The sequence below is a fragment of the Phenylobacterium sp. genome, assembly GCF_041916435.1.
Lineage (GTDB): Bacteria > Pseudomonadota > Alphaproteobacteria > Caulobacterales > Caulobacteraceae > Phenylobacterium.
In genome coordinates, this window is record NZ_JAYRZM010000006.1 from 16,274 (window position 1) to 38,305 (window position 22,032).

Sequence of the window (22,032 nt, forward strand, 5' to 3'; positions counted from 1 at the left end):
GTCAGAGCTTGGCGATCCGCGAGCGCACGACCTTGGCCTCGGCCTCGAGCTGGCTGAACGAGCACAGTTCGTCATGGGCGCGCACCTCGGCGAGCAGCCGCGACAGATCACGCGCGAGCGTCGACAGCAGCGCCAGCCCCGCCTGGTGGCGCCTGCGGTCGCCCGGCCCGTCCGGCAGGCCGGCGAAGAGCTCGCCCTGGTCGATCGCCTCCAGCAGCCCCAAGGCGTCCTGCAGACGCCCGGCCACCTCCGGCTTGGGAACGAAGAGCTGTTCGGCCGCGGGATGGGCGGGCCTTGGACCGTCGTCGTCAGTCATGGTTCACGCGCCCCCTTTGAATCGCGCGATGGCTTGAAGCTGGTCGGGACGCAGGGCGTCCACGGCCGCCAGGTAGTCGGCCGGCTCGTCCGTCAGCAGGACCGACGGACAGCGGCCTTCGTAGTTGCCGAGATTGGGACGGTGCTGGCGGTAGCCGGCCAGGGCGGCGACCTCCGGCGCGAAGCCGCGCGCCACCTCCGGCGGATAGGCCAGCCACGGGTTCTCGTAGGGCTTGAGCCAGCCCAGCGAATAGCCGGTGATGAGGCCGGTGCGCGGCGCCGAGGACACGTTGGCGCCGCCGCAATGCAGGACCGAACCCAGGAACAGCAGCACCGAGCCCGGCTCCATCTCGGCCGCGACCGGCGCGCCCGGGACGCCGGGCCGGAGCGCCTCGGCGCCATGGCTGCCTGGCCATAGGCGCGTCGCGCCGTTGTCGGCCGTATAGGGCGTGAACGGCCACATCACGTTGATCAGGTACTCGAACTGGCCCTTGGGCCCGCCCCACATGTCCTGATCGCGGTGCGGCGGCTGCATCGCCTCGCCGGGGTGGATCTCCACGGCCTGGGCCAGGTTAAGCTGGATGCAGTCGCAATGCGCGCCCAGCACCCGCTCGGCGATCTGAAGGATCAGCGGATGGGCGATGAGGGCGGCCGCCCTGGGCGAACGCTTCAGCGCCGCGCCGAAGCGCTTGGTGCGTTCGCCGTAGAAGTCGCCGACGCAGAACGGCGTGCGCTCGAAGCGCTCGCGCAGGTCGTCGTGCAGGGCGGCCACGTGGCCGGCGTCGACCAGACCGGGAATGACGCAGTAGCCGTCGGCCAGCAGGGCGGACGCCCAACCCTCGGCGGGCGATGCGTCCAGTGAGCGCGCAGCTTCGCCCATCACGCGGCCTCCGGCACGGTCCAGTGCAGGATCGGGCGCTTCAGGCCCGAGCGCTGGCGGAACATCTGCAAGGTGGCCGGGGTGATGTTGATGGCCAGGGCGCCCACCATCTCGCCGCCGACCTCGCGCGGCTCGCCGAGGGGCTCGGTGTCCCAGCCGATGGCGATGAGCTGGGAGAGCCATTGCAGGTGGGCCATGCAGACGTACTGGCGGACGCCGTAGAGCAGGGCGAACTCCACCAGGGCGGTCTTCAGCCGCCCGAGCACCTTGCGCGCGGGCTCCCGCTCCAGGCGCGGCGCGCTGAGCAGGCGAGTGATCTCCCAGATGTCGGGGCCCGTCGGCGGGCCGTCCTCGCACAGCTCGGGGAACACCTCGCCCAGCAGGTGCGGCTCGGTCGTCGGCAGCAGCCGCACCGACCCCAGGTGCTCGCGCAAGACCGGATCCAGCGCGAGCAGATAGACCGCGTCGACGGTGTCGAACTGGTCGATCTCATACTGGCCGTCGACCACCGGCACGTCCCAGCCCAGGCGGTCGACGAACACGGTCTTTCGATCGCGGTGCATGGCCTTGAGGGCCTCGCGGTACAAATCCCGCGTCTCGGGAAGGACGGCGTGCACCATGTCTGATCTCCCTGGCTGATCGCCAAGGCAGGGTCACAGCGCCCCGTCCCGGGCGCCATCCGCTGATCAGTGGAGGGTGCGAAAAATATCCGCGAAGGTGATCTGGCCGTCGAACAGCGCACGGACCACCAGGAGCGTGCGGGTGGACACGCCGTAGCGGCGCTTGGCCTCCTCCACGTGCTGGTGGACGGTCTTTTCGCTGATCCCCAGCCGGCCGGCGATCTGGGCGTCGGTGCCCCCGCCCGCGGCCAGCACCATGCAGTCGAGCTGCCGGTCCGTCAGCCTGGGCGGGCCCGACGCCGCCCGGGCCCGGCCGCGGTCGGCCTTCATGATGCGCCGCGCCGCCTCGAAGGCGAAGCAGCCGACATACTGCATCATCGGCAGGGATTCGGCGGACGCCTCACGGCCCAGGCGCAGGCCGAACGAGCAGGAGCCGCCGAGCTCCCCCGGCAGGTGGATCGGCACGGCGAATCCGTCGCCCAGCCCCTCGGCGGCGGCGGCGCGCAGGATTTCGTGCTGGCGCGGCGTCAGGTCGATGATCTGGCCGGCGGACGACCACAGAAAGCCGCGGGCGGTCTTCTGGCAGGCCACATGCACCGGATCGTCGGCGAAATAGCCGCGGGCCATCACCATCTCGCGCCAGGCCTTGGGAAAGCTGACGAGGTGGACGAAGTCCTGCGGCGGCGTCGACGCCACGTCGGCGTGCTGCACCAGCGAGAAGTAGTCGAAATCCAGTTCCCGCACGACGCCGTCCACGAGGCCATAGAGCTCTTCGCGCCGGGTGACCCTGTTGGCCTCGCGCACGAAGGTCTGGACGTCATGAAATCGGCTCATGCCTTTCATCCTCGTAGGGCGGGGTCTGATCGTCGCGCAAAGGGCCGCCGCGGGCGAGTTCGCGCACCAGCTCGACCAGGCATTTGCGCACCGCGTCGGTGCGGATGGCGGCATAGGCTTCCACCAGCTCGGTCGCGCCCGGCACGTGCAGGTTGGTCGCAGCGTCCTGCGCGACCTCCGAGGCCGCGCCGAGGCCGGCGATGAGCTCGGGCAGCGGCGTCTCCAGGGCGTCGGCGATCAGGGCGAGCCGGGAGAAGCTGACGCGATTGGCGCCGCGCTCGTACTTCTGGATCTGCTGGAACGTCACGCCGACGGCTTCAGCCAGCCGCTCCTGGGACATGTTCCTTGCCTTGCGGCATCGACGAATGCGTGCGCCGAGAGCCACGTCCAAGCGGTGGGCGCCGGCCTCCCCGCTTAATGTCGCCATGACGAGGTCCACCTTTCCGGTGGATTGTGCACGCGAAACGGCCCGGCGTGGAGTCCCTGCGCGCCCGGATTGAGCGCGGCCGGCCCGTCCGTCAGGGCAGGTCCTCGCCGAGGATCGCCATTTCGAACATGAAGGAGCCGTCCTCGTCCTCGTCCTCGAAGACGACGCCGACGAATTCCTCGCCGATGTAGACCTCGGCCGAGTCCTTCTGCTTGGGGCGCGGCACAAGGGTGATGCGCGCATTGGCGAAGGTTCCCCGCAGGTGGCCCTCGAGCTTGCGTATCATCTTTTCGTCCACGGCCGAGCTCCCTGATTCAACGGCGCGAACCTAGAGGGCATTGGCCGGCAGTGGAAGCGTGCAGCTACGTCCAAACGGCGCCGATCGCACATTCGCGCAGACGGCCCTTGCGGATATTTCGATAGGAAGCTATCTAAAAACGATAGCAAGCTACCTATCAAGATGACCTCCGCCGCCCGCAGCCCCGACCTCGAACGCGCCTTCACCGGCCTGCTGCTTCGCCTGAGCCGCATCTACCGGCGCGAAGTGAACCACGCCCTCGCCGAGCACGGCCTGTCGGATGCGCGCGCCCTGCCCGTGCTGCACATCGCCCGCGCCGGCGGCGGCATGCGCCAGGGCGTGCTGGCCGAAGAACTTGGTGTGGAAGGGCCTTCCCTGGTGCGCATCCTCGACCAGATCTGCGCGGCCGGCTTGGTCGAGCGGCGCGACGATCCGACCGACAGGCGCGCCAAGACCCTGCACCTGACTGCGATCGGCCAGGAGCTGGCGGACGTCGTCGAAGACGCCGTGCAGGACGTGCGCACGGAGCTTCTGGCCGGCGTCGAGCCGCAGGACCTCGCGGCAGCGCTGCGCGTGCTGACCGCCTTCGAGACGGCCCTGGAAGCGCGTGGCCGCGGCTGAGCATGCCCAGGTTCGACCGAGCCATGGCGATCTTCTCGGCGAAGGCCTTCGCGGCCTCGATGGCCGCGCTCTACGTCGCGCTCGCCATGGGCCTGCCCAAGCCATACTGGGCGATGACCACCGCCTACATCGTCAGCCAGCCCCTGGCGGGAGCCGTGCGTTCCAAGGCGCTGTTCCGGCTGGTGGGCACGAGCCTCGGCGCGGCCGCGGCGGTGATTCTGACGCCTGCCCTCGCCCAGGCGCCGCCGCTCCTGTGCCTGGCGCTCGCCCTTTGGGTCGGCGGCTGTCTCGCCCTGTCCCTGCTGGATCGCACTCCCCGCAGCTATGTGCTGATGCTGGCCGGCTACACGGCCGCCATCATCGGCTTTCCGAGCGTCGACCAACCGCAGGCGATCTTCGACGTGGCCGTGGCGCGGGTCGTCGAGATCGGGCTCGGCATCATCTGCGCCACCGCAGTCCACAGTCTCGTCTTCCCGGAGCCGATCGGCCCGGCCATTCGCGCGCGCCTGGCCTCCTGGCTGGCGGAGGCGGACCGCTGGGCCCTGGACGTCCTGGCCCCTGGCGAACGCGGCGATTTCGAGCGCGACCGCCGCCACCTGGCCGCCGCGGCGAGCGAAATCGGCATCCTCTCCACCCACCTGTCCTTCGACACCTCGCGCCTGCGCGAGACGACCGGCGTGGTTCGGGCGTTGCACGAGCGGATGCTGCTGCTGATCCCGCTGCTTTCGGGGCTCGCCGATCGCATGAAGGCCCTGGCGCAAACCTCCGACCACGAGGCGCGCCGCCTGATCGACGAAACCACCGCCTGGATCGCCGCCGGATCACCGCGGCAGGACGGCCTGGACCTGCTCGACCGCCTGAACGCGCTGATCGCCGCGCGCGACGCGACGACGTGGGACGAAATGCTGGCGGAAAGCCTCCTGGTGCGCCTGGGCGACGCCATCGTGGTGCTGGGCGAGAGCCACGCCCTGATGCAGCGTCTGAACGATCCGGACGCGCCGCTCTCGCCGCCCCTGGAGGCGGCGGCCAGCAACCGGCCGCGGCCGCGGCTCCACACCGACCTGCCGATGGCGATGCTGTCGGGCTTGGCGGCCGCCATCTCGATCCTGCTCGCCTGCACCTTCTGGATCGCCACGGGATGGCCGGCCGGCGCCTCCGCCGCCGTGCTCGCCGCGGTGATCTGCTGCCTGTTCGCCGCCCAGGACGACCCGACCGCCAGCATCGGCAGCTTCGGAATCGGCACCGTCCTTTCGGTGCCGCTGATCGTCGTCTACGCCGTCGCCGTGCTGCCGGCGGCGAACGGCTTTCCGATGCTGGTCGCCGCTCTGGCGCCGGCGCTGCTGATCCTGGGCGCGTTGATGGCCCATCCGCGCTTCGGCGCCGCGGCCACGGCCATGCTCCTGGGAATGTGCAACGGCATGGCCCTGCAGGAGACCTACAACCCCGACTTCGCGACGGTGGTCAACGTCAACCTCGGCCAGTTCGTCGGGATGTTCTCCGCCGTGTTCGTCATCGGCGCCATTCGCGCCGTCGGCGCGGACGTGGCCGCCCGGCGGCTGATGACCCGGACCTGGCGCGGCCTGGCGCGTATCGCGCGGGCGCGGGCGGCGCCCACGCCCGTGGAGTTCGCCGCCCTCATGGTCGACCGGGTGGGGCAGTTGGCCCAGCGCCTGGCCGGCGTGGAACGCGACAACGACCTGACCGCCGTCGACACGCTGCGCGACCTGCGCGTGGGCATGAACCTGGTCGCCGTGCAGAGCCTGCGCCCGCAGACCTCCGGCGCGATCCGCGCGTCGGTCGAGTCGCTGCTGAGCGGCGTGGCCGACCATTTCGACGGCCTGGCCCAGCAAGGCGCGGCCCGGCAGGCGCCGGCCGCCGTTCTCGCCCACCTGGACGCGGCGCTGAACGGCGTGCGCGCCGCCGGCTCCTCGGCCTTGGCGGTCGGCGCCAGCGGGCTGGTCGGCCTGCGCCGCAACCTCTTCCCGGACGCGCCGGCCTTTGTCTCGGAGACGACCCGATGATCGGAGAGATCAACATCGCGGGGGTCTACGTCTCCTCCGCGCTCGTGGCGGCGGTCATCGCCCTGGCCGGCGCGTTCGCCGTGCAGCGGGCGATGACCTGGCTGCGGCTCTACCGCTTCGTCTGGCACCCGGCGCTGTTCGACGCAGCGGTGTTCGTCATCGCCTGGGCGCTGATCGCCCACGCGCCCCTTCCCCCTGAATTGCTTGGCTCCAATGTCTGACCTTCGTTCGCGCCTGGCCCTGGCGGGCCGCTTCACCGTCACGGCCGTCGTCGTGGCCATCGCTGTCGTCGCCGGCCTCAGCCTTTGGAAGCACTACAAGGTCGATCCGTGGACGCGGGACGGGCGCGTGCGCGCCGACATCATCCAGATCGCGCCCGACGTCTCCGGGCTCGTCACCCGTGTCGAGGTGAGCGAGGACCAGGCCGTGAAGGCCGGCCAGACGCTGTTCTATGTCGACAGGGACCGCTACGCCCTGGCGCTGCGGCAGGCCGACGCGGCGGTGGCCGCCGAGCGGGCCGTCCTGGCCCAGGCCCGCCGCACCCTCGCCCGCGACCGCGCCCTCGGCGACCTGGTCGCTCGAGAGGCCCTCGAAACCGAGCAGTCGAACGCCGAAGCCGCCGAGGCCCGCCTCGCCCAGGCGCAGGCCCGCCGCGACCTGGCCGCTCTGGACCTGAAGCGCACGGAGATCCGCGCGCCCTCGGACGGCTACCTTTCGGAAATCACCCTGCGGGCCGGCGACTACGTCAGCGCCGGCAAGCCGGTGCTGGCGCTGATCGACGCCCGCTCCTTCCGGGTGGACGGCTACTTCGAGGAGACCAAGCTCAAGGCGCTGCGCGTGGGCGATCCGGTGCGCGTGCAGGTGATGGGCGAGCCCGACGCATTGCGGGGCCATATCCAGTCGATCGCCGCGGGCATCGAGGACCGGGAGCGTTCGACAAGCGGCAGCCTCCTGCCCAACGTCAACCCGACATTCAACTGGGTGCGCCTGGCCCAGCGCGTGCCGGTGCGCATCGCCCTGGACGAACGGCCCAAGGACCTGCGGCTGATCGCCGGGCGCACGGCGACCGTCTCGGTCGTGACCGCACGGCCCGCCGAGGGCCGACGCTCGTGAGACCGCTGCGCGCCCTCGCCCTGGCCGCGATCATCCCGGCCCTCGCCGCCTGCGCGAGCGCGGGCGACGACTACGCCGTGCCGAAGTCGGCCGCGGTCAACGCGCCCGCCGCCCGGGCGCCCTTCCTGGCGAGCAGGGACAGGGGCGTGGCCCAGGAGCCGCTTCCGGACCGCTGGTGGCGGCTCTACGACGACGAGACGCTGAACGGGCTGGTCGAGGAGGCGCTGGCGGCCAACGCGGACCTGAGGGTCGCCGCCGCCAACTTGGAGCGCGCCCAGGCCCGCGCCGAGGAGGCCGACCGCGCCGGCGGCGTCGACGTGACGCTTTCGGCCGCCGCCGAACGGGCGCGCATGTCCGGTGAAGCGTTCCTGCTCGACTCGCCGATCCCGGTGGAGAACCTGGCCGACGCCGGCGTCGGCGTCTCCTACGAGGTCGACGTGGTGGGCCGCATCAGGCGCGCCGCCGAGGCGGCCCACGCCGACGCCGAGGCCAGCCAGGCCGGAGCGGACCTGGCGCGCGTGACCGTCGCCGCCGGCGTGGCTCGGGCCTATGTGGACGCCTGCTCGGCCAACGAGGCGCTGGCCGTCGCCCAACGATCCGTCGATCTCGCCGAACGCCGGCAATCGGCAGCCGAACGGCTGGCGGCGGGGGGACGCGGGACGCCCGCCGAGGTGGCCAAGGCGCGCGCCGCCACGGCGCTGGCGCACGCCGCCGCCCCGCAGCTCGAGGCGCGCAAGGCCGCGGCCCTGTACGAACTGGCCATGCTCACCGGCAAGCCGCCGGCCGATTTTCCCAAGGCGGTGGAAAGCTGCGCCCGACCTCCGAGCCTGCGCGAACCCATCCCGATCGGCGACGGCGCCGCCCTGCTTCGCCGCCGGCCGGACGTGCGCCAGGCCGAACGCGCCCTCGCCGGCGCCGTCGCGCGGGTCGGCGTAGCCAAGGCCTCGCTCTATCCCACCGTGCGGCTGGGATTGAGCGCGGGCTCCACCGGCCTGTTGGCCGACCTTGGGCAGCCGGCGGCCAACCGCTGGAGCGTGGGCCCGCTGATCTCCTGGACCCTTCCCGGCGCGGGGGAGCACGCGCGCGTGCGCCAAGCCGAGGCCGGCTCGGACGCAGCGCTCGCCCGCTTCGATTCCACCGTGCTCAACGCCCTGAGGGAATCCGAGACGAGCCTGTCGGACTACGCGCGAGAACTCGACCAGAGAGACGACCTGCGGCGCGCCGTGCAGCAGGCTCAGATCGCCGACGACCTCGCCCAGCGCCTGCATGCGGCGGGAAAGAGCCCCTACCTGGACAGCCTGGACAGCCAGCGCGTCGTGACCGACGCCCAGGCGCGCCTGGCCGCGGCCGACGGGAAGGTGGCGGCCGACCAGGTCGCGGTGTTCCTCGCGCTGGGCGGCGGCTGGTAGGGCCGAAAGCCTAGATCGCGTAGTCCTCGACGCCGTCGGACAGGGTCTGGTCCATGGTCCGAGCGGGTTCTTCGCAGGTGGGGCAGTTGACGATGCGCGCCGGCACGCCGGCGGCCGTGCAGCCGGCGGGAACCGGCTTCAGCACCACCGAGCCGGAGGCGACCTTGGCGTGGTCGCCGATGGTGATGTTGCCCAGGATCTTGGCGCCGGCCCCCAGCAGCACGCCGTTGCCGACCTTGGGGTGGCGGTCGCCACGCTCGGCGCCGGTGCCGCCCAGGGTGACGCCCTGCAGCAGGGAGACGTCGTCGCCGATCACCGCGGTCTCGCCGACGACGATGCCGGTGCCGTGGTCGACGAACACGCCGGAGCCGATCTTGGTGGCCGGGTGGATGTCCACCTGGAACATCTCCGAGGCGCGGCTCTGCAGATAGAAGGCCATGGTCTCGCGCCCCTGGCCCCAGAGCCAGTGGGCCACGCGCTGGGTCTGCAGCGACAGGAAGCCCTTGAAGAACAGGAACGGCTGGACGTAGCCCTTGCAGGCGGGGTCGCGCTCGAACACGGCCCTGAGGTCGGCCTCGGCGATCTCCACCAGGCGCGGCTGGTCCTCGTAGGCTTCCTCGGCGATCTCGCGCAGGCTCATGGCCCGCAGTTCCTGGTCGCCCAGTTTGCGCGCGAGCTGATAGGACAGCGCGTCGCCCAGCGTCTGGTGGCTCAGCACCACGGCGTTCAGCAGGGACGCCAGGCTCGGCTCGCCCTTGGCCGCCCGCTCGGCTTCGTTGCGCAGCGCCGCCCACACCGGCGGCGGCGCATGTGGATCGATGACCTCAAGGCGCTGGCTCACAGGTTCCTCCCGCCCCATGGCGATCTCCTAGCTTAGCATGGCGCGCGCGAGCGCGCCCGGCAACGACCCTTCCCGAGCCATATGGTAGCCCCGAAGCAGCATCGCCACTGTCAGCATGTCTTTCATGTGACCGGCCATCGCCGCGTCGAGCGCCTCGCGGAACGGCACGCGGGCCAGGGCCAGCAGCTCGGTCTCGTCCGGGTCGGCCTCCACCTCGGTCAGGCCGGTGGCCAGATAGCCGATGGCGCGTTCGTCGGTCACCGAGTTGGAGAGCTGGGCCTCCAGGATCGGCAGCCACTGCGCCGCCTCCAGGCCGGTCTCCTCGCGCAGCTCGCGCCTGGCGCTCTCCAGGGGATCCACCCCCAGCGGACCGCCGCCCTCGGGCAGCTCCCAGCTATAGTCCTGCGCCGGAAAGCGGGCCTGGCCCACCAGCATGATCGTGCCGTCGTCGAACACCGGCAGGATCGCCAGGGCCAGGTTCTTGAACTCCACCAGCCCGTAGACCGCCGCGGCCCCGGTGGGCGCGACGGCGTCATGCTCGGTGACTCGTATCCACGGATTGTCGTAGACCAGCCGGGCTCGCCCCCTGCCCCAAGGCGCGCCATCGGTGGTCAGCCAGGCGGGTTTTTGCGACATATTCTCAACTAGCCTTGCGGATCGCTCGCGCGCCCCCATAAAGGAAACACCTTAACCGCTCTTGCAGATGGGCCCTTCCTTGACGCTCACCCTTCCGCCGCCGCCGGCCTTCGGCGCCGCCCTGCCCCAGAAAGCCCGCCCCGAGGTGCTCGAGTTCCTGGCCTTGCGCCGGTCGACCTCGGCGCTGGCCCTCGCCGAGCCCCCGCCCAGCGCCGACGAGCTGGCCGCGATCCTGCGCCTGGCCGCGCGCGCGCCGGACCACGGCAAGCTGACGCCCTGGCGCTTCATCGTGCTGGAGCCGGCCACCAAGGCCGTGTTCGCCGAGCGCCTGGAGGCGCTGGCTCGTTCGCGCGGCGACGACAAGGCCGTCGCCAAGCTGGGCAAGCTGAAGGCTCCGCCGCTGGGCGTGGCCGTGGTCTCGCGCCCGCGCCAGGCCGAGATTCCCGAGTGGGAGCAACTGCTGTCGGCTGGCGCGGTGTGCACCAACCTGCTCTACGCCGCCCAGGCCCTGGGCTACGGCGCCAACTGGATCACCGACTGGTACGCCTACGATCCCGAGGCCAAGGCCGTTCTCGGCCTGGAGCCGGGGGAAAACGTCGCCGGCTTCATCTTCCTGGGCACGTCGAAGGAGCCGCCGCTGGAGCGTGAACGTCCCGACGTCGAGGCGCTCACCACCGCCTGGCGGCCGTGACCTCCACGTAGACTGATTACTTTGCTTTAGAAACACGACGGCCGGACGGCGCTTCCCGCGCCGCCCGGCCTGAGGTGACACGCCCGAGGAGAGTTGGGCGGCTAAGGATATAGGCCATTTCTGGCCGTTTCGCTAGCGCGCGAACAGCAGCGCCCGCATCGGCGCGGCGTCGGATCGACGGAGACGGCGACGGCCTCTACAGCTTTCACGCCGCCATTGCCGCGCTTATTGACGGATATACTGCTTAGCGACGGTTCGTCACAAAGCCGACAAGTATTCGGCGGCTCACCGAAATGTGCGCTCCAGCGGCGAGGCGCACAACCTGCAGGGGCATCTCGCCCGCGCTCAATCCCTCAGGACGCGATCAGCCTCGGCCCCGGTAGGGCGGCACGCCCTGGTCCGGAACCCAAAGTCCCTCCGGCGCCGGCCCGGTTTGCCAGAACACGTCGATGGGAATCCCGCCTCGGGGGTACCAATAGCCGCCGATGCGGAGCCAGCGGGGGGCGGCGACCTCGACGATTCGCCGGCCGATGGCCACGGTGCAGTCCTCGTGGAACGCGCCATGGTTGCGGAACGAGCCGAGGTAGAGCTTGAGCGACTTCGATTCGATCAGCCAGGCGGCCGGCGCGTAGTCGATCACCAGGTGGGCGAAGTCCGGCTGGCCCGTGACCGGGCACAGCGAGGTGAACTCCGGCGCGGTGAAGCGCGCCAGGTACAGCGTGTCGGCCTGCGGGTTGGGCACGCGCTCCAGCACAGCCTCTTCTGGGCTGGCGAAGCCGCGGACGTCCCGGCCGAGCTGGGTGAGGCGGGTTTCTTCCATGCGCGCGCTTTAGACGGCGCCGATGACGCCCGCAACCGAGACAGCGGCCGGCCATGCGGCTATCACGCCGAACGAACCCAAAGGGAGGATCAAGGGACATGACCGGCAAGGACATGCAGGATTTCATCGTGGTGGTGACCGGCGCCTCGACGGGGCTGGGCCGCGCGATCGCCGTCGAGGCCGCCGGCCGCGGCGCCAAGGCGGTGGTGGTCAACTACGCGCACAGCGCCGAGGAAGCCCAGGAGACCGCGCGGCTGGTGGAGGCGCAGGGCGCCCAGGCGGTGCTGGCGCAGGGCGACGTGTCGGTGGACGCCGACTGCCAGGCGATCGCCCAGGCCGCCGCGCCGTTCGGGCGCATCGACGCCCTGTTCAACAACGCCGGGACGACCGTCTTCGCGCCGCGGCACGCGGACCTGGACGCCGTGTCCGCCGAGGACTTCCAGAAGCTCTACAGCGTCAACGTGATCGGCGCCTTTCAGATGCTGCGCGCCGCCCGCGCGCTGCTGGAAGCCGCGCCCCAGCCCGGCGCGGTGGTGAACACCTCCTCGATCGCAGGGGTCACCGGAATCGGCTCGTCGGTGCCCTACGCCGCCTCGAAGGGCGCGCTGACCACCATGACCCTGTCGCTGGCGCGCGCCCTGGCGCCGAAGATCCGGGTGAACGCCATCTGTCCGGGCTTCATCGACACGCCCTGGTTCGGCAAGGGCTTGCCGGCCGAGCGGGTCGACCAGATGCGCAAGGCCACTGCCGCGAGCACGCCGCTGCAGGTCGCCTCCACGGCCGAGGACGTGGCCGGGGCCGCGGTGTTCCTGGGCTGCCTCGCTTCGCGGCATATCACCGGCGAAACCCTGCTCGTGGACGCCGGCAGCCACCTAAACATGGCGCCCCTGAAGGCTCGGTGACACAGCTGTGGCGCAAAAGCCACAGCAATTCGCACAAATCTTCACCAGGACCGTTTGTTAACGCCCAATAACCAATCAGCGCTTACCTAGGCTGCACGACCTGACCTGCCCGCGTTGATCTAGCCGTCCACACCGTGGCGTTGTCGATCGACGGCTGGGCTCGCCCTGGTCGGACAACAAGGGGATAAACGATGAAATCAATTAAGATTGGGCTCCTGGCTGCGGCGGCGACTTTCGCCATGGGAGGCGTTGCACTGGCCCAAGACGAAGGTCCGAGCGTGTCCTTCAACGTCGGCGTCAATTCGGACTATGTGTTCCGCGGCGTGAGCCAAACGGACGAAAATCCGGAAATCTACGGCGGCGCGGACCTGACGTCCGGCATCTTCTACGCCGGCGTCTGGGCTTCGAACGTGGACTTCGGCGATTCCACCGACGCTGAAATCGACGGTTACTTCGGCGTCACGCCGACGGCCGGCCCGGTGTCGCTCGATTTCGGCGCGATCTACTACGGCTACGTCAACGCGCCGAGCCACTCGGACTACGGCTACTGGGAATTCAAGGCCGCCGGCTCCGTGCCCGCCGGCCCGGCCTCGGTGGGCGCCGCGGTGTACTATTCGCCGGACTTCTTCGGCGGCACCGGCGAAGCCCTGTACTATGAAATCAACGGCTCGGTTCCGCTGGCCGACAAGTTCAGCCTGAGCGCCGCCCTCGGCCACCAGGACATCAAGGGTCCGGGCGACTACAACACCTGGAACATCGGCGTGGGCTACGACCTGAACGACCACATCGGCTTCGACCTGCGCTATCACGACACCGACGATCACGGCGGTCTCGGCAACATCGGCAAGGCCCGCGTCGTCGTGGGCGTGAAGGCCTCGTTCTAAGGCTTTCGAGCTCGACTATCGGAGCCGCCGCCTTCGGGCGGCGGCTCTTTTCATTTGCGCCCCCGATCAGGTCATCGGAGGTCTCCAGATACAATCCGGGCGCAAAAATGTCGCTTTTATTGGGATAGATGCGGAGCCAATCGTCGGGTTTCCGAGTTTAGTTGGACGGTCGCATTCGCACGTCTATGTTGGCGACTCGACGGAACAGCGGAGCGCGGCCCATGGAGCGAATGGCTTTCCGAGCCCAGACCATTGTCGCCGACGTGGTCGTCGCAGCCATTGCTTTCCTCGTCGCCTATTTCTTTTCACCGACGCGAATCCCCGACCAGGTGATCACCGACGGCGCGTCGCTGAACCTGGTGCAGCTCACCCTGCTCTACAGCGCCCTGGCCGGGACGTTCACCGCCGTGTTCCGGCGCGAGCTGTCGCCGTGGCGCTACGCCTCCGTGCCCGACGCCATGGTGCTGGCGCGCATCGCGGTGCTGACCGCCGGCGCCTTCCTCTTGGCCGACTGGGCGCTGGAGCGGGCGAGCGCCCTGCCCCGCTTCGTGCTGGTGATGGCGCCGGTGTTCCAGGCGGTGGGCTCGATGGGCCTGCGCGTGGCCCGCCGCGCGCTGCATGAACATGCGATCGACAGCTTCGCCCCGCTCAAGACCATCAGCGACCGGGTGGCCCAGGCTCCCTCGCTGTTGCTGATCGGCGCGCCGTCGCTGGCGGACACCTATCTGCGAGACGCCGCGCGCAACCACGACCGCAACTACACGCCCGTCGGCATCGTCGGCACCGACCCGCGCGACGTGGGCCAGCAGGTGCGCGGCGTGTGCATCATCGAGAGCCTGGAGAACCTGGACCAGGCGCTGGCCGACCTGCGCCGGTGGAACCGCTACCCGCGGGCCGTGCTGTTCCTGGAGGAGCCGGCCCGGCTGCAGGGGCTGACGGCCGACCAGCTCGGGCGGCTGAAGAGCGACGGGATCCGCCTCCTGCGCCTGCCCAGCATCGTCGACCTGAAGCAGCACGACAGCGTCACGCTCGTGCCCATGCGCGAGATCAGCGTCGAGGAGCTTCTGGCGCGCGACCCGATCGAGCTGGACCGCTCGGCGGTGGGCGCGCTGATCCGTGGCCGGCGCGTGCTGATCACCGGCGCCGGCGGCAGCATCGGCGGAGAGCTGTGCCGCCAGGTCGCCAAGTTCCACTGCGCGCACGTCACGCTGCTGGACTATTCCGAGACCGCCCTCTTCGAGATCGACCGGGAGCTGGGCGAGACCTTCCCGCACCTGTCGCGCCGCGCGGTGCTCTGCGACGTGCGCAACGCCTCGCGGCTGGCCAACAGCTTCATGGACGAGCGGCCCGACCTGGTGTTCCACGCCGCGGCGCTGAAGCACGTCTCCATGGTCGAGCGCCATCCCTGCGAAGGGGTGCTGACCAACGTCATCGGCACCTGGAACGTGGCCGAGGCCGCGCGCGTGTGCGGGGCCGCGCAGATGGTGCTGATCTCCACCGACAAGGCGGTCGATCCCAGCAACGTCATGGGCGCCACCAAGCGCTTGGCCGAGGCGGTGATCTCCGCCCAGCAGACCGGCGACGGCATCCGCTTCTCCGCCGTCCGATTCGGCAACGTCCTGGCCTCCGCCGGCTCGGTGGTGCCGATCTTCAAGTCGCAGATCGAGCGCGGCGGCCCGGTGACGGTGACGCACCAGGACATGGAACGCTTCTTCATGACCATCCCCGAGGCCGCGCAGCTCGTGCTGCACGCCACGGCGGCGTCGGCCGAGGGCAAGGCGACCCATTCGCGCCTGTTCCTGCTGGAGATGGGCAAGCCGGTGCGGATCATGGACCTGGCGCGCCAGATGATCGCCCTGTCCGGCCGCGTGCCCGGCCGGGACATCGAGATCGAGATCACCGGCCTGCGCCCTGGCGAGAAGCTGACCGAATCCCTGCTGGACGAGACCGAGCGGTCGATCCCCTGCGCGTCGAAGGTGATGGAGGTGATCTCCAACTCGGCGCTGCGCATCACGCCGAGCCACCTCCTGGAGCTGGAGACCCTGGCCGAGAAGGGCGACACCTCCGGCGTGCGCCGCACGCTGTTCGATCTGGTGGCGCAGATCCGCGGCGAACGGGCCAGCGCCGCCCCGGCGCTGCGCGTGGTCGCCAACCGGCCCTGATCACGCCCTGATCACGCGGGCCTTTCCCTTCGCCTGACGCACGAATTTCCGCGCCCGAAACGGACCGCCCGCATCGCCGGGCCGCGTCGCTGGGCCGCGCCCAGACTGGGAACCCACCCCTTTGCGCGACTAATCGCGCGCCGCCATGTTGCTGGCGCGGTTCGCCTGCAAGGCGAACCCGGCGACGGGAAAGCGGCCCGCGATCGGCGGGACGCGCAAAGGACGGAACACGCGGCCTTGAGTCTTCAACCGGACCATCTGGAGTCCCGGCGCCGCCGAAGGCGCCCGCCGCGGCCGCCCTGGTGGCGGCGGATCGCCTACGTCCGGATCGCGGCGATCCTGTTCTGCCTGCTGGTCTGGATCCTGGTGGCGCGCGCCTGCATGGCCTACTTCCGATAGGCCGCGCGCGCTGGGCCTATTCGGCCGCGACGGCCTCGCGCAGGGCGGCCAGGCGCTTGACCAGGGCTTCCTGCTGGCGGCGCAGCTCGGGCGGCAGCCGGTCGCCGAACTTGGCGTAGGCCTCGGCGATCAGCGCCGCCTCCTCACGCCAGACCTCGACGTCGACGTTGAGCAGCAGTTCCAGGGCCGCGGCGTCCAGCTCCAGGCCGGTGACGTCCAGCGATTCCTGCGCCGGCAGGCGGCCGATGGGCGTGTCCACCGCCTCGGCGCGGCCCTCGAGCCGGTCGACGATCCATTTCAGCACGCGGCTGTTGTCGCCGTAGCCCGGCCAGACGAAGCGGCCGCGGGCGTCCTTGCGGAACCAGTTGACGAAGTAGATGCGGGGCAGCTTGGCCGCCTCGGTCTTGCCCGACATGGACAGCCAGTGGCCGAAGTAGTCGCCCATGTTGTAGCCGCAGAAGGGCAGCATGGCGAACGGGTCGCGGCGCAGCTCGCCGATCTTGTTCTCGGCCGCGGCGGTGCCCTCGGAGGCCACGTTGGAGGCCATGAACACGCCGTGGGCCCAGTCGAACGCCTCGGTCACCAGCGGCACGGCGCTGGCGCGGCGGCCGCCGAACAGGATGGCCGAGATCGGCACGCCGCGGGGATCCTCCCACTCGTCGGCGATGACCGGGCACTGCGCGGCCGGCACGGTGAAGCGCGCGTTGGGGTGGGCGGCCGGCTTGTCGCTTTCCGGCGTCCAGGTCTCGCCGCGCCAGTCGATGAGGCGCTCGGGCGGGCTGTCGGTGAGGCCCTCCCACCATACGTCTCCGTCCTCGGTCATCGCGACGTTGGTGTAGACGGTGTTGGCGTGCAGGGCGGCGATGGCGTTGCGGTTGGTCGTCTCGCCGGTGCCGGGCGCGACGCCGAAGAAGCCGGCCTCGGGATTGACCGCGTAGAGCCGGCCGTCGTCGCCGAAGCGCATCCAGCAGATGTCGTCGCCGATGGTCTCGGCCTTCCAGCCGGGCAGGGTCGGCTGCAGCATCGCCATGTTGGTCTTGCCGCAGGCGCTGGGGAAGGCGGCGGCCACATAGTGCACTTCGCCCGCCGGGGAGGTGAGCTTGAGGATCAGCATGTGCTCGGCCAGCCAGCCCTCGTCGCGGGCCATCACCGAGGCGATCCTGAGGGCGAAGCACTTCTTGCCCAGCAGCGCGTTGCCGCCGTAGCCCGAACCGTAGGACCAGATCTCCCGGGTTTCCGGGAAGTGGACGATGTACTTGTCGTCGTTGCAGGGCCAGGCGACGTCGGCCTCGCCCTGCGCCAGCGGCGCGCCGACCGAGTGCACGGCCGGAACGAAGAAGCCGTCGTCGCCGAGCTGGTCGAGCGCGTCCTTGCCCATGCGGGTCATCACCCGCATGGAGATCGCCACATAGGCGCTGTCGGTGATCTCCACGCCGATGGCGCTGATCTTCGAGCCGAGCGGGCCCATGCAGAAGGGCACGACGTACATGGTGCGCCCGCGCATGCAGCCGTCGAACAGGCCGCGCAGGGTGGCCCGCATCTCGGCCGGATCGGTCCAGTTGTTGGTGGGGCCGGCGTCGGCCTCGTTCTCGGAGCAGATGAAGGTGCGGCTCTCCACCCGGGCGACGTCGCGCGGATCGGAGGCGGCGAAGAAGGAGTTCGGACGCTTTTCCGGATTGAGCGGCTTGAGCGTGCCCGAGGCGACCAGCTCGGCGGTCAGGGCCTCCCACTCGGCGTCGGACCCGTCGCACCAGCGGACCCGATCCGGCTTGGTCAGGGCGGCGATCTCCGCGACCCACGCCTTCAGCGCCTGGTGGTTTGTCGGGGCCGGTTCGAGGCCAGGCGTCGAAGTCTTGTCGCTCATTCTCTGCTCCCTGTCTGCGACAACGCTGTAAGCCGCTTGCCCGCGGTCTCGTCGATCAGATTGTCTCAGATGGACAATTGTCCCGTTTTCTATGGCCTGGGTGCAAGCCCCACGCCAGATTCCCGTAACGGAATGACGTTGCGTCCGCGCCCGGTTTGCGCGGAACCGGGGCGAGAGTCCAGAGGCGATTCTGGGGCGTCTTCGCCGCAGACGCGACGCGATTCGGCTACTCGGCCGCCTCCACGACGCGGGCGGCCTCGGCCCGATGCCAGCGCCAAGCGGTCTCGATGATCTCGTTCAGGCCGTACTTCGGCGTCCAGCCCAACAGGTCGCGGGCCTTGCTGTTGTCGGCGACCAGCACCGGCGAGTCGCCCTCGCGGCGGGCCCCCCGTTCGACGTCGAAGGGCGCGTTGCTGGTCCGGCGGATGGCCTCGACGAGCTGGGCCACGCTGGTGCCCGCGCCGGTGCCGAGATTGAAGGCGTCGGTCCCGCCGCCCGCCAGCAGGCGCTTGAGCGCCAGGACGTGGGCGTCGGCCAGGTCGAGCACGTGGATGTAGTCGCGCACGGCGGTGCCGTCGGCGGTGGCGTAGTCCTCGCCCATGATGCGGAACGTCCCCTCGCCCATCGCCGCGCGGATCGCCAGGGGAATGGCGTGCGTCTCGGGCTCGTGGCGCTCGCCGACGCGGCCGGCCGGATCGGCGCCGGCGGCGTTGAAGTAGCGCAGGCTGATCGAGCGGAAGCCCGAATAGCGGTCCAGGTCTCGCAGGATCTCCTCGACCATCAGCTTGGTGCGGCCATAGGGATTGAGCGGCCGCTGCGGGTGGGTCTCGTCCAGGGGCACGCGCTCGGGCGCGCCATAGGTGGCGCAGGTGGAGGAGAACACCATGGCGTTCACGCCGGCGCGGCGCGCCGCCTCGATCAGGCAGATCGCCCCGGCGACGTTGTTGTCATAGAAGCGCGCCGGCTCCTTGACCGATTCCCCCACCTCGATCAGGGCGGCGAAGTGCAGAACCGCCACCGGCTTGTAGCGGGCGAAGACCGCGTCCAGGCGCTCGGGCTGGCGAATGTCGCCCACCTCCAGCGGCCCCCATTTCACGAACTCGGCGTGACCGTTCGACAGATTGTCGAAGACGACCGGCTGGAAGCCGGCCTCGGCGAGCCTCAGGCACGTGTGGGAACCCACGTAGCCCGCGCCGCCGGTCACTAGAACTGTCTGCATCTGTTCGTGTCCGCTGCCGTCGCCATTCTCCGCGGGTCGTCCCGCAAGAGCCATGCCGCCCCCCCTAAGGCGCCCAGCCCCAGCCTAAGCCGCCGATCGCGACAGGTCAGCCCTTCAGAATGCTCAAGATCAGGATGAAGGCGGTCCACAGGCCGACGTTGGCCGCCAGCACCAGGATCAGCCGCCAGTTGAGGCGAACGGACGGCCCCGCCGCCCGGGACCTCCGGGAGACGCGGCTCAAGCGCGCAGCTTGTCGCGCGACCTGTTCCATTCGGCTCTTCCAGCAGCGTCCGCACGGGGACAGCGCAGAGCATCGGGCCTTGCGGCTAAGAAACCATTGACGGCGTCCCATTTCGGCACGGCCGCCGGGAACGCCGGCGCCGCGCGCGAAACCGCGGGCGCAAAGCAAAGAGGCCGCCGCGTCGCCGCGACGGCCTCGGACGTTTCCTCCCGCCTGTCGGCGGCTTTGCTTAGAACTCTTCCCAGCCGTCTTCCTGCGGCTCGGCTCGCGAGGCCAGGGCCGTGGCGCCCACGCTCTGCGGCGCTTGGGCGGCGGGCCTGGCGGCCGGACGCGGCTGGGCGGCCTTGGCCGGCTGCTGACGCGGCGCAGGCGCCTGGACCGCGGCGGCGCCGGCGACGTTGAAGCGCGCCACCAGGCGGGCCAGCTCGACGGCCTCGTCGGCCAGGGCGCGGCTGGCGGCGGTGGATTCCTCCACCATGGCCGCGTTCTGCTGGGTGACGTGGTCCATCTGGTTGACGGCGGTGTTGACCTGCTGCAGGCCCAGCGCCTCCTCCTTGGCCGAGGCGGCGATCTCGCCGACGACGTTGGAGATCTCGGCCACCTGGACCACGATCCGCTCCAGCGCCTTGCCGGTCTCGCCGACCAGGTCCACGCCCTGGGCCACCTGCTCGGACGACGCCGAGATCAGGCCCTTGATCTCCTTGGCCGCTTCGGCCGAACGCTGGGCGAGCGCGCGGACTTCGGAGGCGACCACGGCGAAGCCGCGGCCGGATTCCCCGGCCCGCGCCGCCTCGACCCCGGCGTTCAGGGCCAGCAGGTTGGTCTGGAAAGCGATCTCGTCGACCACGCCGATGATCTGGCTGATCTGGCGCGAGGACTGGTCGATCTCGGTCATCGCCTTGACGGCGCGCGAGACGATCTCGCCGGAGCGCTCGGCGTCGGCCTTGGCCGCGCTGACGGCCTCACGGCCGTGGCTGGAGCCTTCGGCGGTCTTCTGCACGGTGGCGGTGATCTGGTCGAGCGCGGCGGCCGTTTCCTCGAGGGTGGCGGCCTGATGCTCGGTGCGGCGCGACAGGTCGTCGGCGGCGTGGCTGATCTCGCCGGTGCCCGACTGGATCGTGGCGGTCGACGTGGAGATGGCGCGCATCACGTCTTCCAGCTTGTGCATGGCGCCGTTGAAGTCGTCGCGCAGCTTCAGATAGTCGCCGGGGAAAGCCATCTCGAGGCGATAGGTCAGGTCCCCGGAAGCCAGGCGATCCAGGCCCTCGGCCAGGGAGTTCACCACCAGGGCCTGTTCCTCGGCCACGGCGGCGGCGGCCTCGGCGGCCTTGCGGCGGGTGTCCTCGGCGGCGGCGGCGGTGGCGTCCTGCTCCTTCTTCAGCCGCTCCAGGTTCAACTGGTTGTCGCGGAAGACGGTGAGCGAGCTGACGATCGCGCCAAGCTCGTCGCCGCGGGCGAGCGGGGCGAGATCGACGCTGTTGTCGCCTCGGGCCAGGCGCTCGGTGGCGGTGGCGATGCGCTGCACGGCCCGGCGCATGGTGAAGACGGTGGCGACGGCCAGGGCGCCGGCGGCCAGGAGGGTGATGAGCGCGCCGACGATGGTCATCGTCTGGCCCATCTTGGCGCGGGCGGCGCTTTCAGCGGCGCGCCTGTCGGTTTCCTTCTGGGCGGTCTGGACGATGGTGTGGAGGTTGTTCGCCATCTTCACGTACTGCTCTTCGAACGGCGCGGCGAAGCCCGCTGCAGTGCCGAAGTCGGTGGTGATCATGGCCACGATCACGTCGAGCGCGTCGCGGGTCTCCTTCAGGTCCTTAACCAGCTTGTCGAAGGCGGGCCGCTGCTCGGCCGGCGCGGCCTTGCGCGCCACTTCGACTTCCTTGCGGATGGCGTCGACCTCGGCGAGCATCTTCTGGCTTTCGCCTTCGATCTTCTCGGGCTCGATGGACGCGCCCTGGTGGGTCAGCAGGAAATAGAGCTCGCCGTGAACGGCGGTGATTCGCTCGGAAATCCGCTGCATGCGCAGGCTGTTCGGCATGTCCACTTGGACCACCTGGCGCAGTTCGCGCGCCTGCCCTTGCTGCAGCACGATCGCCCCTACAGCAAGAAAAGCCAGCATGATCAAAGCGAAAGCCGGCGCAAAGCCGATCTTCACGATCAGCGGCAAGTCCACGAGCCTGAACCGCTTCACTCCCAACCCCCCATTAGAGTCCCGCCACCCGCACGGTGAGCGCTCGTACATCATGAATGGCGGTTACTAACGGTTTCTGACCGAGAGCGCGGGAAGTCATCTCCTTGGCCTGCCGAGCCGCATGAAGAGTTCTCCGCTCGCAGAAGACTCTAATGTAGGCGAACGCCAAAGGGTGCGGCATTCTGTCGGGCCAAGCTCGACAATCTAGATCAAGCGAAATCTATTGCACCGCATCACGAACTTTTAACCTGCGGGCGCGCATCTTCACCACACTTCGGTTCCAGAAGGAGTGGGGAGATGAAAAAGTTCATCGCAGTTTTCGGGGGGGCCGCTCTCAGCCTCTCGCTGGCGGGCGCGTCGTCCGCTGGCAGCTTTGAAGAGAGCATGAGCAAGTGCCTGACCAAGCATGCCAATACGCATGACTCGGCCACGGTGATGCTGGAATGCACGGCCGCGGACGGCAAGCTGTCCAACTGCACCGTGCTGAGCGACAGCTCGAACGGCAAGGGCTTCGACAAGGCCGCCCTGTGCGTGGCCGACGCCCTGCCGATGGGCTCCAAGACCGGCCAGGTCAAGGTGCCGATGCGCTTCCCCGGCGGCAGCTGATCGCCGCCAGGACGCTGACGTTTCTGATTTGAGACGACCCA

At 70.0% G+C, this 22,032-nt stretch carries 24 protein-coding genes; 11 read left to right on the forward strand and 13 right to left on the reverse strand.

The features are described 5' to 3' along the window. Nucleotide 1 precedes the first annotated feature (1 nt). The 6 genes from ACE3TA_RS16945 to ACE3TA_RS16970 form a co-directional block, all read right to left on the reverse strand. On the reverse strand, nt 2-316 hold the full coding sequence (locus tag ACE3TA_RS16945; protein WP_374575488.1) for a hypothetical protein: 315 nt from the start codon (nt 314-316) through the stop codon (nt 2-4). 3 nt (nt 317-319) lie between these two features. Then, nucleotides 320-1,195, reverse strand: coding sequence for a phytanoyl-CoA dioxygenase family protein (locus ACE3TA_RS16950; RefSeq protein ID WP_374575489.1), 876 nt, complete (start codon nt 1,193-1,195; stop codon nt 320-322). Continuing rightward, complete coding sequence (locus ACE3TA_RS16955) at nt 1,195-1,815, reverse strand: acyl-homoserine-lactone synthase (RefSeq protein WP_374575490.1); 621 nt, start codon at nt 1,813-1,815, stop codon at nt 1,195-1,197. Before ACE3TA_RS16955 ends, ACE3TA_RS16950 begins: the two co-directional genes overlap by 1 nt. A 66-nt stretch (nt 1,816-1,881) precedes the next feature. Then, nucleotides 1,882-2,649 (reverse strand): LuxR family transcriptional regulator, encoded by a 768-nt coding sequence (locus tag ACE3TA_RS16960; RefSeq protein WP_374575491.1) that lies wholly within the window; start codon nt 2,647-2,649, stop codon nt 1,882-1,884. Continuing rightward, nucleotides 2,633-3,076: a helix-turn-helix domain-containing protein gene (locus ACE3TA_RS16965; protein ID WP_374575944.1), complete on the reverse strand. Its 444-nt coding sequence runs from the start codon at nt 3,074-3,076 to the stop codon at nt 2,633-2,635. Before ACE3TA_RS16965 ends, ACE3TA_RS16960 begins: the two co-directional genes overlap by 17 nt. A gap of 91 nt (nt 3,077-3,167) precedes the next feature. Further along, nucleotides 3,168-3,374: a DUF3126 family protein gene (locus tag ACE3TA_RS16970; protein WP_374575492.1), complete on the reverse strand. Its 207-nt coding sequence runs from the start codon at nt 3,372-3,374 to the stop codon at nt 3,168-3,170. 162 nt (nt 3,375-3,536) lie between these two features. On the opposite strand from ACE3TA_RS16970, the gene ACE3TA_RS16975 reads away from it, so the two are divergent. The 5 genes from ACE3TA_RS16975 to ACE3TA_RS16995 are packed head-to-tail and all read left to right on the forward strand — an operon-like array spanning nt 3,537 to nt 8,538. Beyond that, entirely contained in the window at nt 3,537-3,995 is a 459-nt protein-coding gene (locus ACE3TA_RS16975; RefSeq protein WP_374575493.1) for a MarR family winged helix-turn-helix transcriptional regulator, read from the forward strand. Nucleotides 3,996-4,018: 23 nt separating this feature from the next. Then, nucleotides 4,019-6,016 (forward strand): FUSC family protein, encoded by a 1,998-nt coding sequence (locus ACE3TA_RS16980; protein WP_374575494.1) that lies wholly within the window; start codon nt 4,019-4,021, stop codon nt 6,014-6,016. Further along, a complete protein-coding gene (locus ACE3TA_RS16985; protein WP_374575495.1) occupies nt 6,013-6,237 on the forward strand; it encodes a DUF1656 domain-containing protein in 225 nt (74 codons plus the stop codon). Before ACE3TA_RS16980 ends, ACE3TA_RS16985 begins: the two co-directional genes overlap by 4 nt. Next, nucleotides 6,230-7,129 carry an efflux RND transporter periplasmic adaptor subunit gene (locus ACE3TA_RS16990; RefSeq protein ID WP_374575496.1) on the forward strand — a complete coding sequence of 300 codons (900 nt, stop codon included), beginning with the start codon at nt 6,230-6,232 and terminating at the stop codon, nt 7,127-7,129. Before ACE3TA_RS16985 ends, ACE3TA_RS16990 begins: the two co-directional genes overlap by 8 nt. Then, a complete protein-coding gene (locus ACE3TA_RS16995; RefSeq protein ID WP_374575497.1) occupies nt 7,126-8,538 on the forward strand; it encodes an efflux transporter outer membrane subunit in 1,413 nt (470 codons plus the stop codon). Before ACE3TA_RS16990 ends, ACE3TA_RS16995 begins: the two co-directional genes overlap by 4 nt. A gap of 10 nt (nt 8,539-8,548) precedes the next feature. Here the strand turns inward: ACE3TA_RS16995 and cysE are convergent, their stop codons facing one another. Beyond that, a complete protein-coding gene (cysE, locus tag ACE3TA_RS17000) occupies nt 8,549-9,379 on the reverse strand; it encodes a serine O-acetyltransferase (RefSeq protein WP_374575498.1) in 831 nt (276 codons plus the stop codon). 27 nt (nt 9,380-9,406) lie between these two features. After that, the gene (locus tag ACE3TA_RS17005) at nt 9,407-10,015 is read right to left on the reverse strand and encodes an NUDIX domain-containing protein (RefSeq protein WP_374575499.1); all 609 of its coding nucleotides are present in this window, start codon (nt 10,013-10,015) and stop codon (nt 9,407-9,409) included. A gap of 79 nt (nt 10,016-10,094) precedes the next feature. On the opposite strand from ACE3TA_RS17005, the gene ACE3TA_RS17010 reads away from it, so the two are divergent. Beyond that, on the forward strand, nt 10,095-10,706 hold the full coding sequence (locus tag ACE3TA_RS17010; protein ID WP_374575500.1) for a nitroreductase: 612 nt from the start codon (nt 10,095-10,097) through the stop codon (nt 10,704-10,706). A gap of 364 nt (nt 10,707-11,070) precedes the next feature. Here ACE3TA_RS17010 and queF read toward each other — a convergent pair whose 3' ends face one another. After that, a complete protein-coding gene (gene queF / locus ACE3TA_RS17015) occupies nt 11,071-11,526 on the reverse strand; it encodes a preQ(1) synthase (protein ID WP_374575501.1) in 456 nt (151 codons plus the stop codon). A gap of 98 nt (nt 11,527-11,624) precedes the next feature. On the opposite strand from queF, the gene ACE3TA_RS17020 reads away from it, so the two are divergent. The 4 genes from ACE3TA_RS17020 (at nt 11,625) to ACE3TA_RS17035 (ending at nt 15,873) form a co-directional block, all read left to right on the forward strand. Continuing rightward, complete coding sequence (locus ACE3TA_RS17020; RefSeq protein ID WP_374575502.1) at nt 11,625-12,428, forward strand: SDR family NAD(P)-dependent oxidoreductase; 804 nt, start codon at nt 11,625-11,627, stop codon at nt 12,426-12,428. Nucleotides 12,429-12,619: 191 nt separating this feature from the next. Then, a complete protein-coding gene (locus tag ACE3TA_RS17025) occupies nt 12,620-13,312 on the forward strand; it encodes a TorF family putative porin (RefSeq protein ID WP_374575503.1) in 693 nt (230 codons plus the stop codon). A 230-nt stretch (nt 13,313-13,542) separates the two neighbouring features. Then, a complete protein-coding gene (locus ACE3TA_RS17030) occupies nt 13,543-15,474 on the forward strand; it encodes a polysaccharide biosynthesis protein (protein WP_374575504.1) in 1,932 nt (643 codons plus the stop codon). Between the two features lie 237 nt (nt 15,475-15,711). Further along, nucleotides 15,712-15,873 (forward strand): hypothetical protein, encoded by a 162-nt coding sequence (locus ACE3TA_RS17035; RefSeq protein WP_374575505.1) that lies wholly within the window; start codon nt 15,712-15,714, stop codon nt 15,871-15,873. A gap of 16 nt (nt 15,874-15,889) precedes the next feature. On the opposite strand, the gene ACE3TA_RS17040 is transcribed toward ACE3TA_RS17035, so the two are convergent. The 4 genes from ACE3TA_RS17040 to ACE3TA_RS17055 all read right to left on the reverse strand — a co-directional run bounded on the left by ACE3TA_RS17040 (nt 15,890) and on the right by ACE3TA_RS17055 (nt 21,436). Continuing rightward, on the reverse strand, nt 15,890-17,737 hold the full coding sequence (locus tag ACE3TA_RS17040; RefSeq protein ID WP_374575506.1) for a phosphoenolpyruvate carboxykinase (GTP): 1,848 nt from the start codon (nt 17,735-17,737) through the stop codon (nt 15,890-15,892). Nucleotides 17,738-17,963: 226 nt separating this feature from the next. Next, nucleotides 17,964-18,956: a UDP-glucose 4-epimerase GalE gene (gene galE / locus ACE3TA_RS17045; protein WP_374575507.1), complete on the reverse strand. Its 993-nt coding sequence runs from the start codon at nt 18,954-18,956 to the stop codon at nt 17,964-17,966. Nucleotides 18,957-19,062: 106 nt separating this feature from the next. Then, entirely contained in the window at nt 19,063-19,227 is a 165-nt protein-coding gene (locus tag ACE3TA_RS17050; protein ID WP_374575508.1) for a hypothetical protein, read from the reverse strand. A 199-nt stretch (nt 19,228-19,426) separates the two neighbouring features. Next, on the reverse strand, nt 19,427-21,436 hold the full coding sequence (locus ACE3TA_RS17055; RefSeq protein ID WP_374575945.1) for a methyl-accepting chemotaxis protein: 2,010 nt from the start codon (nt 21,434-21,436) through the stop codon (nt 19,427-19,429). Nucleotides 21,437-21,769: 333 nt separating this feature from the next. Here ACE3TA_RS17055 and ACE3TA_RS17060 point away from each other — a divergent pair, with 333 nt between their 5' ends. Then, nucleotides 21,770-21,991, forward strand: coding sequence for a hypothetical protein (locus tag ACE3TA_RS17060; RefSeq protein WP_374575509.1), 222 nt, complete (start codon nt 21,770-21,772; stop codon nt 21,989-21,991). The last annotated feature ends 41 nt before the right edge of the window (nt 21,992-22,032 follow it).